The 11,724-nt window shown below is 63.2% G+C and carries 9 protein-coding genes; 6 read left to right on the forward strand and 3 right to left on the reverse strand.

Annotation, left to right across the window (positions count from 1 at the left end):
* Positions 1-35 precede the first annotated feature (35 nt).
* The 3 genes from GNZ12_RS42900 to GNZ12_RS42910 all read right to left on the reverse strand — a co-directional run bounded on the left by GNZ12_RS42900 (position 36) and on the right by GNZ12_RS42910 (position 3,583).
* Positions 36-809 (reverse strand): slipin family protein, encoded by a 774-nt coding sequence (locus GNZ12_RS42900; RefSeq protein WP_172318934.1) that lies wholly within the window; start codon positions 807-809, stop codon positions 36-38.
* On the reverse strand, positions 806-2,443 hold the full coding sequence (locus GNZ12_RS42905; protein WP_172318936.1) for an NfeD family protein: 1,638 nt from the start codon (positions 2,441-2,443) through the stop codon (positions 806-808). Before GNZ12_RS42905 ends, GNZ12_RS42900 begins: the two co-directional genes overlap by 4 nt.
* 84 nt (positions 2,444-2,527) lie before the next feature.
* Positions 2,528-3,583 (reverse strand): AraC family transcriptional regulator, encoded by a 1,056-nt coding sequence (locus GNZ12_RS42910; protein WP_172318938.1) that lies wholly within the window; start codon positions 3,581-3,583, stop codon positions 2,528-2,530.
* 289 nt (positions 3,584-3,872) lie between these two features.
* On the opposite strand from GNZ12_RS42910, the gene GNZ12_RS42915 reads away from it, so the two are divergent.
* From GNZ12_RS42915 to GNZ12_RS42940, 6 genes are all read left to right on the forward strand, one after another.
* Positions 3,873-5,006, forward strand: coding sequence for an acyl-CoA dehydrogenase (locus GNZ12_RS42915; protein WP_172318940.1), 1,134 nt, complete (start codon positions 3,873-3,875; stop codon positions 5,004-5,006).
* A gap of 227 nt (positions 5,007-5,233) precedes the next feature.
* On the forward strand, positions 5,234-6,925 hold the full coding sequence (locus GNZ12_RS42920) for an AMP-binding protein (protein WP_172318942.1): 1,692 nt from the start codon (positions 5,234-5,236) through the stop codon (positions 6,923-6,925).
* 59 nt (positions 6,926-6,984) lie between these two features.
* Entirely contained in the window at positions 6,985-8,502 is a 1,518-nt protein-coding gene (locus GNZ12_RS42925; RefSeq protein WP_172318944.1) for a CoA-acylating methylmalonate-semialdehyde dehydrogenase, read from the forward strand.
* 78 nt (positions 8,503-8,580) lie between these two features.
* Positions 8,581-9,474, forward strand: a complete 894-nt coding sequence (gene mmsB, locus GNZ12_RS42930) for a 3-hydroxyisobutyrate dehydrogenase (protein ID WP_172318946.1) — start codon at positions 8,581-8,583, stop codon at positions 9,472-9,474.
* On the forward strand, positions 9,474-10,319 hold the full coding sequence (locus GNZ12_RS42935; protein ID WP_172318948.1) for an enoyl-CoA hydratase: 846 nt from the start codon (positions 9,474-9,476) through the stop codon (positions 10,317-10,319). The genes mmsB and GNZ12_RS42935 overlap by 1 nt, the downstream gene beginning before the upstream one ends.
* Positions 10,316-11,464 (forward strand): enoyl-CoA hydratase/isomerase family protein, encoded by a 1,149-nt coding sequence (locus GNZ12_RS42940; RefSeq protein ID WP_172318950.1) that lies wholly within the window; start codon positions 10,316-10,318, stop codon positions 11,462-11,464. The genes GNZ12_RS42935 and GNZ12_RS42940 overlap by 4 nt, the downstream gene beginning before the upstream one ends.
* Positions 11,465-11,724 lie beyond the last annotated feature (260 nt).

Raw genomic sequence — 11,724 nt, forward strand, 5'->3', positions numbered from 1 at the left:
AAGCGGGCTAAAGTGAACCGGTGCGCCCCCCGGGTTCAGGACGCCGATGGCTTGCTGAAGCGGTCCAGCACGGCGCTCAGCAGATCGATCGGCAGCGGAAATACGATCGTCGAATTCTTGTCGGCGGCGATCGTCGTGAGGGTTTGCAGGTAACGCAACTGCATGGCTTGCGGCTGTTTCGACAGCGTCTGCGCCGCTTCCAGCAGATGCTGCGATGCCTGTAATTCACCTTCCGCGTGAATCACCTTCGCGCGCCGTTCGCGCTCGGCTTCGGCTTGACGGGCGATGGCGCGGATCATCGTTTCGTTGATGTCCACATGCTTGATCTCGACGATCGACACCTTGATGCCCCACGCGTCGGTCTGTGAATCGAGCACCTTCTGGATATCGGCGTTCAGTTGCTCGCGAGCTGCCAGCAGGTCATCGAGTTCGTGCTTGCCAAGCACCGAGCGCAGCGTGGTTTGCGATAACTGGCTGGTCGCCTCGAAATAACGCGCCACCTGTATCACCGCCTTTTCCGGATCGACAATGCGGAAATACACCACCGCGTTGACCTTCACCGACACGTTGTCGCGCGTAATCACGTCTTGCGGCGGCACGTCGAACACAACGGTGCGCAGATCCATGCGCACCACCTGCTGCACGATCGGGATGATCAGGACCAACCCAGGCCCCTTGACCTTCCAGAAGCGGCCGAGCATGAACACCACGCCGCGTTCGTACTCGCGAAAAATCCGTATCGATGAAGCAATCAGTGCGGCCGCCAGCAGAATCAGAATGCTGCTGAAGCCGAATGTGAAACCGATCATGAGCGTTCTCCTTGTTGTAGTGCTTCCGCAGGCACCACGGTCAGCGTCAGTCCGCGCCGCGCCGTGACGCGCACCGCGTGACCGGCCGCGACCGGGGCCGTGCTGGACACCCGCCAGCGTTCACCGCATACCTGAGCCCAGCCGGCCAGCGTGCCGCCTGCTGCTGCATCTGCCGTTGCGTCCCCCTGCAGCAGGCCACCGTCCGGCAGCAGGCCGCCGTCGAGCACGACGCCGAGACTGCCGATCAGCCCTTCCGAGCCCGTCACCACGGGCCGGCGCCGTGCCCGCAAGGCGAGCCTCGACACGCCGAACACAAACACGACGCTGAACACGACCACGGCCGCGATCAGGGGCAGCGGAATGCCATAGCCAGGCACGTCGGTATCGATCAGCATCAGCGAGCCAATCACGAAAGCGACCACACCGCCGAAACCGAGCGAGCCGAAGGTCGGCAGAAACGCCTCGCCGATCAGGAATGCGGTGCCGAGAAAGATCAGGCCGAGCCCGACGTAATTGACCGGCAGCATTTGCATCGCGAAGAGCCCCATCAGCAGACTGATGGCGCCGACCACGCCCGGTAGCACGAACCCCGGATTGGCGAATTCGAAAAAGAGGCCGTACATGCCGATCATCAGCAGAACCAGCGCAACGTTCGGATCGGTGATGACCGCGAGGAATTGGTTGCGCCAGTCGGCTTCGAGCGTGATCACCGGCACATTGGCGGTGCTGAGCTTGACGTCGCCGTGGGCCGTGCTGATCGTGCGGCCGTCCACCTGACGCAGCAGGTCCGGGATGTCGCGCGCATTCAGATCGACCACATGCTGCGCGAGTGCTTCACTGGCCGACAGGCTGACGGCTTCGCGCACTGCGCGTTCGGCCCAGTCGGCATTGCGTCCGCGCATTTGTGCGAGACCGCGGATGTAGGCGGCCGCGTCGTGGACCTGCTTACGCATTTCGGTGGATTGGGTGTCGAGCGGAAGGGCGCTGCTGGCGGCGCTGGCTGAGTTCGCCGGGTTCGCCGAGCTCGCTGAATCGGCCGAAGCCGGCGCGCCAGGGCCGTTCTTTTGTGCACCAGCGCCGGCGCCGGCTCCGCCGCCGGGCAGGCCTGGCATACCGCCGCCGCCCGCAGGTGGCTCAGCACCGCCGATGCCCATCTGAATCGGCGTCGCCGCACCGAGATTGGTGCCTGGCGCCATCGCCGCAATATGGCTGGCGTAGATGATATACGTGCCGGCGCTCGCCGCGCGCGCGCCACTTGGGGCGATGAAGGTGGCGACCGGCACCGGCGAGCCGAGAATCGCCTTGATGATCTGCCGCATCGACGTATCTAGCCCGCCGGGCGTATCGAGTTGCAGCACGGCGAGTTGCGCGTGGTCGTCGGCGGCGTGTTTCAGGCCGCGCACGATGAAGTCGGCGCTGGCCGGATCGATCGCACCGTTCACGGGGATCACGACAACGCTATTCGGTGCGGCGGCAGCCCGGATCGGCACCGAGTTTTCGCACAATGCGAACCCGAGCGCCAACAGGATGCCGAACGCGGTCATGCCGCGCATCAACCGGCCCACGACTCCGCCACGGATAAGCGCGGGGCGCGGACCAGACTGCCGGAACGGGAGGCGCGGATACGTGCTCATCGCTGACGGCTGCCGCGCCATGCCGACGGGTATCGGCCGGCGCGGGCCGATACCCCAGAAAAAGGCTGGCCTGCTCCTTACAGCTTAGTCCGATTCCGCGCGACGCGTGAAATCCGCACGCGCCGGCCTGTAATCGGTCGGCCGCATGCCGGTCCACTTGCGAAACGCGCGATGAAACGCGCTCGGTTCCGCAAAACCCACGGCGGTGGCGATGTCGGCGATCGTGCGATCGGTGTCCTGCAGTTCGCCAATGGCGATGTCGCGCCGCAAGTCGTCCTTGATCGACTGATAGGTATAGCCTTCCTGCTTCAGACGCCGCCGCATTGTTGCTTCAGCGACGTGCAGGCGCAGCGCCATCTGGTCGGCGGCGGGCCAGCCGGCCATCGGCAGCGCGCGCAGCATCTTGCGCACGCGCGCGGCCAGCGAGCCGGGATTGCGGTACTTGACGATGAAGCTGCCGGGCGCGTCGCGCAGGAACGGCTTGACCGACTTCGTCGTCTGGATGACCGGCAGGTCGAGAAACGCCGGCGACAGGTCGACATACGAGCCGGCTTGATCGAAGCTCATGTCGTCGCAGAACATCAGGCGGTATTCGTGCGCGGCAGGCGGCTCGGCGCAGCGAAAACGCGCCTCGATGAGCGGAATGCGCCGCCCGACCAGCCAGCACAGCAGACCGTAGACGACGATGAAGTAGGTCGCGTAAGCGAACATGGCCGGTGGCCGCGCGCCTTCGCGTTCGATAAACCGCAACCGCACACGCTGCGCATCCGTCTCGATCTGGGCGCCGAGATCGTCCAGCACGAGCCGCATGAAGCCGACCGCCCGCGCGAGCGCTTGCGCGCCGTTACGTGCGGTCAGCGCGGTTTGTGTCATCGCGATGAAGCTGCCGCTCTTCATACGGTGTGAGTCCTGGCCGAAGAACTCATCGTCCAGCGCGCGGGCGATGCCGGCCCACAACGCGCCGTACTGCGCCGACGAGACCCGGCTTTTCGGCGACGCCAGCATCGGCGCCGCGATGCCGGCGGCTTCAGCGAGCGGCAGCGCCTCGACCCCGCGCGTTCGTGCCAGCGCCAGGGCCTCTTCGACCAGACTGACGGAAACCGTGCCCTTGTCGCTCCCGGAGTTTTTCAAGTTTTTCATGGCTGTCTGGCAAACGCGCTCAACATTTTCCTTGTGACGATTCCTTAAGCCTTTGAAAATGCGGCCTGAATCGGGTTTGTATGATACCGGTATGGCAAATGCGCTCAATCAGAATGATCGGGCTGAGCATCGAACCTGTCCAGCAGCTTCCCTACACTTGCTCTAAACCGATCGCGGGCCGCATCGCCCGGAGACACCCTGGCCAGGCTGGCCACCGCCCGCGATGAGTCGCAGACGATGAGGCAACGCCGCGCCGCCGCGACTGGATGCACCTAACAGGACCGAGCCAATGGACAGTTTCTACACCGATGAACAGCGGATGATCCGCGACGCCGCCCGCGACTTCGCCACTGAGCGCCTCGCGCCGCACGCCGGGCAGTGGGATCGCGATGCGAAGCTGCCTGCGGAAATCGTGACGCAAATGGGCGAACTCGGCTTTCTCGGCATGATCGTCCCGCCGGAGTGGGGCGGCGCCTATACCGACTACGTGGCCTATGCGCTCGCCCTCGAAGAGATCGCCGCGGGCTGCGCCGCCTGTGCCACGCTGATGAGCGTGCACAACTCGGTCGGCTGCGGGCCGATCCTGAACTTCGGCACGGACGCGCAAAAAGACCGCTATCTACAAGACCTTGCCGCTGGACGCCGCATCGGTGCGTTCTGCCTGACCGAGCCGCAAGCCGGCTCCGAGGCGAACAATCTGCGCACCCGCGCGGTACTGCGCGACGGCAAATGGATTCTCAACGGCAACAAGCAGTTCGTAACAAACGCTTCGCGCGCCAGTATCGCGATCGTGTTTGCCGTCACCGATCCCGACCGCGGCAAGCGTGGCCTGTCAGCCTTCATCGTGCCGACTGATACCCCGGGTTTCAACGTCGGCAAGCCCGAGCACAAGCTTGGTATTCGCGCTTCGGACACCTGCCCGATTTCGCTCGACGATTGCGCGGTGCCCGAAGCCAATCTGCTCGGCGAACCAGGCGAAGGTCTGCGCATCGCGTTGTCGAATCTCGAGGGCGGGCGCATTGGTATTGCGGCGCAGGCGGTCGGCATCGCGCGAGCCGCATTCGATGCCGCGCGCCTCTACGCGAACGAACGCATCCAGTTCGGCAAGGCGCTAAAGGACCACCAGACCATTGCCAATATGCTCGCCGATATGGCGACCCGCCTGAACGCCGCGCGTCTGCTCGTGCACCACGCGGCGCGGTTGCGCTCGGCAGGCAAGCCGTGTCTGTCCGAGGCATCGCAGGCCAAGCTGTTTGCGTCGGAACTCGCCGAGGAAGTCTGCTCGAACGCGATCCAGATTCACGGCGGCTACGGCTATCTCGAGGACTACGCGGTGGAGCGCCATTATCGCGACGCCCGCATCACGCAGATTTACGAAGGAACCAGCGAAGTGCAGCGAATGGTTATCGCGCGCCACGTTTAAACGCAAGCAGGACGGCGTTTGAGCGCAAAATAGCCTGCTGGTAGTAAAAAGCAGAGGCAAAAAACAGAGCGCATACCGCGCCACAAGCAACCATGTTGCATGGGACCAGAGTAAGGAGCTTTGCATGGGATCGGAGTAGCGCGCTAAAGCGCGAACTCCGATCGACAGCTAAAGCGCGAACTACGATCGACAGCTAAAGCGCCAACTCTGGTCGACAGGAGACGACGATGACTGCAGCGAAGGGCTTTCTCGAAGCGCGTGATCTGTTATTGCGCCACCGAACCGACTACGACCTCGCCTACCGCGAATTCGTGTGGCCGACGCCAGGCCAGTTCAACTGGGCGCTCGACTACTTCGATGTGATCGCGCGAGACAATGACAACCCGGCGCTGTGGATTGTCGATGATCCGGCAAGTGACGGCTTGCGTCTCTCCTACGCGCAGATGTCGGCGCGCTCGTCGCGCATGGCGAACTTCCTGCGCGGCGTTGGCGTGGGTCGCGGTGACCGCTTGCTGTTGATGTTGCCGAATCGCGTCGAACTGTGGGACGTCATGCTTGCGGCCATGAAGCTCGGCGCCATCGTCCTGCCTGCCACCACCCAGCTTTCCGCCGACGACGTGCGCGATCGTGTGCAGATCGGCGGCGCGCAGTTCGTGGTGGTCGATAGCGCGGAGCTGGCCAAGTTCGACACACTCGACGTGCCGCTCACCCGCATCTCGGTCGGCACGCCGCGCGACGGCTGGATCGACCTTGCCGCGGCCTATGATGCATCGCCGCAATTCACCCCCGAAGGCGTGACGCACGCCACCGATCCGCTGCTGTTGTATTTCACGTCGGGCACGACGTCCAAACCGAAGCTGGTCGAGCATACGCACCAGAGTTACCCGATCGGCCACCTGTCGACCATGTACTGGATCGGCCTGCAACCCAACGACATCCATTGGAACATCAGCTCGCCGGGCTGGGCCAAGCACGCGTGGAGCTGCTTCTACGCACCGTGGAATGCGCAAGCCTGCGTCTTTGTTTTCAACTTTCCGCGCTTCGTGCCGAAAGACACGCTCGACGTGCTGGTGCGTTTCAACGTCACCACGCTGTGTGCGCCGCCAACCGTCTGGCGCATGCTCGTGCAGGAGCATCTCACCGACTATCCGGTGAAGCTGCGCGAGATCGTCGGCGCGGGCGAGCCGTTGAATCCGGAGATCATCGAACGCGTCAAGCATGCGTGGGGGATTACGATTCGCGACGGTTTCGGCCAGACCGAAACGACCTGCCAGGTCGGCAACTCGCCGGGGCAACCGGTGGTGCCGGGTTCGATGGGTCGTCCGCTGCCGGGCTACAAGATCGAGCTTCTCGATGCGGACGATCAACCGGTTACCGAAGGCGAAATCTCGCTGCCCCTGGCTGAACGTCCGCTTGGTTTGATGACCGGCTACGCGAACAACGTCAATGCCACCGCGCAAGCCATGCGCAACGGTTTCTACCACACCTCCGACGTCGCGTTGCGTCGTGATGATGGCTACTACGTCTACGTCGGCCGCGCCGATGACGTCTTCAAATCGTCCGACTACCGGCTAAGCCCGTTCGAACTCGAGAGCGTGCTGATCGAACACGAAGCGATCGGCGAAGCGGCCGTGGTGCCGAGTGCCGATGCGCTGCGTTTGTCCGTACCCAAAGCGTTCGTCACCGTGCGTCAGGGCTATGAAGCCGGTCCCGAACTCGCGCGCGCGGTCTTCGCGTTCTCGCGCGAAAAGCTCGCACCGTACAAGCGGATTCGCCGCCTGCAATTCAGCGAGCTGCCGAAAACCATCTCCGGCAAGATCCGCCGCGTCGAATTGCGGCGCCGCGAAATGGAGCGTGAGGCCGAGCCCGCGCGTCTGCCGGACGAATATTGGGAAGAGGATTTCCCGGATCTGCGTTGATCGTTTTTATTTCCAGTCACTGTACGGCCGCTACGCGGCCACTGCACAGGAGTTCCAGCATGAGCGCAATTGCTTCGAACCAGGCCGCCACCGTCAAACTGCTGATCAACGGCGAGTTCGTCGAATCCAAAACCACCGAATGGCGCGACATCGTCAACCCGGCTACGCAAGAGGTGCTCGCACGCGTACCGTTCGCCACCGCTGATGAAGTGAACGAAGCGATCCGCTCGGCACACGCCGCGTTCAAGACGTGGAAGGACACGCCAATCGGCGCGCGTATGCGCATCATGCTGAAGTTCCAGGCGCTGATTCGCGAGCATTCGCCGCGCATCGCCAAGACCTTGAGCGCCGAGCAGGGCAAGACGATTCCCGATGCGGAAGGCGATATCTTCCGCGGACTCGAAGTGGTCGAGCACGCCTGCTCGATCGGCACCTTGCAGCAGGGTGAGTTCGCCGAGAACGTCGCAGGCGGTGTGGATACCTACACGTTGCGTCAGCCGATTGGCGTATGCGCCGGTATCACGCCGTTCAATTTCCCCGCGATGATCCCGCTGTGGATGTTCCCGATGGCGATCGTCTGCGGCAATACGTTCGTGCTGAAGCCTTCCGAACAGGATCCGCTGTCGACGATGCAACTGGTCGAACTGGCGCTCGAAGCCGGTGTGCCGAAGGGCGTGCTGAATGTCGTGCACGGCGGCAAGGACGTGGTCGATGCGCTCTGCACGCACGATCTGGTGAAGGCGATTTCGTTCGTCGGCTCGACGGCGGTCGGCACGCATGTCTATCGCCTCGGCAGTGAACACGGCAAGCGCGTGCAATCGATGATGGGCGCGAAGAATCACGCCGTGGTGCTGCCCGATGCGAACCGCGAGCAGACCTTGAATGCGCTGGCCGGTGCAGGGTTCGGCGCAGCGGGACAGCGTTGTATGGCGACCTCCGTCGTCGTGCTGGTCGGCGCGTCGCAACAGTGGCTGCCCGATCTGGTCGCGAAGGCGAAGACGCTGAAGGTCGACGCGGGTAATGAGCCGAACACGGACGTCGGCCCGGTCGTCTCACGCGCCGCGAAACAACGCATTCTCGGCCTGATCGAAACGGGCGTGAAAGAGGGCGCAACGCTGGCGCTCGACGGCCGCGACGTGAAGGTGCCGGGCTACGAGCAAGGCAACTTCATCGGCCCGACGGTCTTCACCGATGTCACCACCGAGATGGAAATCTATCGTCAGGAAATTTTCGGCCCGGTGCTGGTGGTGCTGAACGTCGCGACGCTTGATGACGCGATCGCGCTCGTCAACAGCAATCCGTTCGGTAACGGCGTGGGCCTCTTCACGCAAAGCGGCGCGGCGGCACGCAAATTCCAGAGCGAGATCGATATCGGCCAGGTCGGTATCAACATTCCGATTCCCGTGCCGGTGCCGTTCTTCAGTTTTACCGGTTCGCGCGGATCGAAGCTTGGTGACCTCGGGCCTTATGGCAAGCAGGTTGTGCAGTTCTACACGCAGACCAAGACGGTTACTGCCCGCTGGTTCGACGACGACACTGTCAACGACGGCGTCAACACGACGATCAGCCTGCGCTGAGCCCATAGGTCGATTGCTTTGCATGGGATGGGAGTAGGCGCTAAAGCGCCAACTCCCATCGACACAGGAGATGACATCATGAAAATAGGCTTTATCGGACTCGGCAACATGGGCGCGCCGATGGCGCTCAATCTGCTGAAGGCGGGCCACACGGTCAACGTATTCGACCTCAACGCGCAAGCTGTGCAGACACTCGTCGATGCAGGGGCTAAAGCCGCAAGTTCGCCGAAAGCCGCGGTGACCGACGTCGAATGTGTGGTGACGATGCTGCCCGCTGCCACTCACGTGCGCAGCGTGCTGATAGCGGATGACGGTGTTTTCGCCGGCATCGCGGAAGGCGTGACGATCATCGATTCGAGCACCATCGACCCGGCGAGCGTGAAGGCGTTTGCCGAACTTGCCGAGCAACGCGGTAACACCTTTGTCGACGCGCCCGTCTCGGGCGGCACCAGCGGCGCGGCGGCGGGCACGCTGACCTTCATGGTCGGTGGCAGCGCGAGCGCGTATGAGCAGGTCAAGCCGGTGTTGTCGGCGATGGGCAAGAACATCGTGCATTGCGGCGACACCGGCACCGGCCAGGTCGCGAAGATCTGCAACAACCTCGTGCTCGGCATCACCATGGCGGGCGTGGCCGAGGCGATGGCATTGGGCGAGGCGCTCGGCATCGACTCGAAAGTCCTGGGCGGCATCATCAATACCTCGACGGGCCGCTGCTGGAGTTCGGATACGTATAACCCGATGCCCGGCGTGATCGAAACCGCGCCGTCCACGCGCGGTTATACCGGCGGCTTCGGCACCGATCTGATGCTCAAGGACTTGGGCCTTGCTACTGACGCCGCGAAATTCGCGCGTCAACCGGTATATCTCGGCGCTTTGGCTCAACAGCTTTATCAGACGATGAGCACGAAGGGCGCGGGACGTCTGGACTTCTCGGCGGTAATCAAGCTCTATCGCAAGGACGGAGGCGCGTGATGATCGAACTCGACTACGCACACGACGGCGCCGTCGCGCTGCTGACGCTCAAACGGCCGCCCGCGAACGCGTTCACGCCGGACGGCTTGCTGATGTTGCAGCAAACCGTCGAGCGTCTGAACAGCGAAGCGCGCGTGCGGGCCATTGTGATCACTGGCGACGGTCCCAAGTTCTTCAGCGCGGGCGCCGACCTGAACACCTTCGCTGACGGCAATCGCGAAGTCGCGCGCACGGCGGCGACGCGCTTCGGTGCGGCGTTCGAGACCTTGCAGAACGCGCGGCCGGTGGTGATCGCCGCGATCAATGGCTACGCGATGGGCGGTGGGCTCGAATGCGCGCTGGCCTGCGATATCCGCATCGCCGAGCAACACGCATTGATGGCACTGCCCGAAACGGCGGTGGGTTTGCTGCCATGTGGCTGCGGTACGCAGACGCTGCCGTGGCTGGTCGGCGAAGGCTGGGCGAAGCGGATGATACTAACCGGCGAACGCGTCGATGCGACGACCGCCTTGCGTATCGGTCTCGTCGAAGAAGTGGTGGAAAAGGGCGCAGCGCGGGAGGCCGCGTTGGCAATGGCGGCGCGTGTCGCAACACTGAGCCCGCAAGCGGTTGGCTTCAGCAAGACGCTGATCCACCAGGGGCGCAACGGTGTGCCGCGCGCTGCGGCGCTCGCGGTGGAGCGGGAACGTTTTGTCGACCTGTTCGACGGCGCCGACCAGCGCGAAGGCGTCAATGCCTTCCTCGAGAAGCGTGCGCCACGCTGGCAGGTGACGCAAGCTGGACAGGTGGGCCACGTAGCGCCTGCTGAGCAGGCTGTGAACGTCGAGAAGGAGATCCGTCGATGAGCGCCTTGCAGAGCGTCGCGCTCGATACGAGCGCAGAGGCGGAGCGCGAGATTCTGTTTCGCGTCGTCAACCGTGTGGCGATCATCACGCTGAACCGGCCGGCCGCGCTCAATGCGCTGTCGCACGCGATGGTGCGAGAGCTTGCCGTACTGGTCGAGCATTGCCGGACCGATGACGGCATCGTTGCCCTCGTGCTGAAAGGTGCGGGCGCCAAGGGTTTTTGTGCCGGCGGCGATGTGCGCGAGGTGCAGCGGCTCGCGAAGAATGGTGACAGCCGGTGGCTTGCGTTCTTCGTCGATGAATACCGGCTCGACTATGCGCTGCACACGTTTCCGAAACCCGTGGTCGCCTTGCTCGACGGGATCTCCATGGGCGGTGGCATGGGGCTCGGCCAGGCGGCGCGGCTGCGTATCGTCACGGAGCGCAGCAAGATCGCGATGCCGGAGACGCGCATTGGCTTTTTGCCGGACGTCGGGGCGACGCGTTTTCTGAGCGTGATGCCGGCGGAGGTCGAACTGTATGTTGGGCTCACTGGGGTGACGTTATCCGGCGCTGATGCGTTGCGTTTGCAATTGGCGGATCTGTGTGTGCCTGCGGAATGGCTAGGGACTTTTGAAGAGCGCTTGCAGCGCATGTCGCACGCGGGGGATTTGATGGCGGCATTGCGTGGGGTGTTCGAGCCGCCGTGCAATATCATTCCGCATGCTGCGTTGGGGTCTTTTACTCAGCTGATCCTCAGGCATTTCGACCGGCGGTCGAGTATCGAGCGGATCGTCGCGACGTTGCAGCAGGATCTGCAGCGCGAGCCTGCGCGGGAGGTGAAGCAGTGGCTGCAGGCTGCTTATGATGCGATGGTTGGGCATTCGCCTACGATGCTTTATGTCACGCGTGAGGCTTTGCTGCGCGGGCGGCAGATGACTTTGGCCGAGTGCTTTCGGATGGAGCTCGGCATCGTTAAGCGGGTGATCGAGGAGGGGGATTTCTGCGAAGGCGTTAGGGCGCAGTTGATCGATAAGGATCGTAAGTGCCGGTGGGCGCCGGCGACGCTCGCCGAGGTCCGGCCGGAACGGGTTCGGCATTTTTTGGCCTCGCCGTGGAAGAGGGAGGTGCATCCGCTGGCTGCGTTGGGTGCTGACGCACGATGAAGTAGTCGGTGTTTGTTCTTCTGTATTCCTATGGTGTTGGCCTTTCCTTGATCTGGATTCTTTGGCCTCTCCTTGATTTGTTATTGGTCTATTTGTGTTGCCCCTGTGCGGGGCGGCACTTACTTTCTTTGCCGCCGCGTAACTATTCAGCGGCAGTCAGAGGCGAAACGACGATTCCGGCAAAGCTCAAGGCCAGCGCATCGATTAGCGAACGGTTCTGTTTGCGCAAGGTGGCGAGGTAGGAGCGGATCGTGCAGAAC

The sequence above is a fragment of the Paraburkholderia solitsugae genome (assembly GCF_013177695.1).
Taxonomy (GTDB): domain Bacteria; phylum Pseudomonadota; class Gammaproteobacteria; order Burkholderiales; family Burkholderiaceae; genus Paraburkholderia; species Paraburkholderia solitsugae.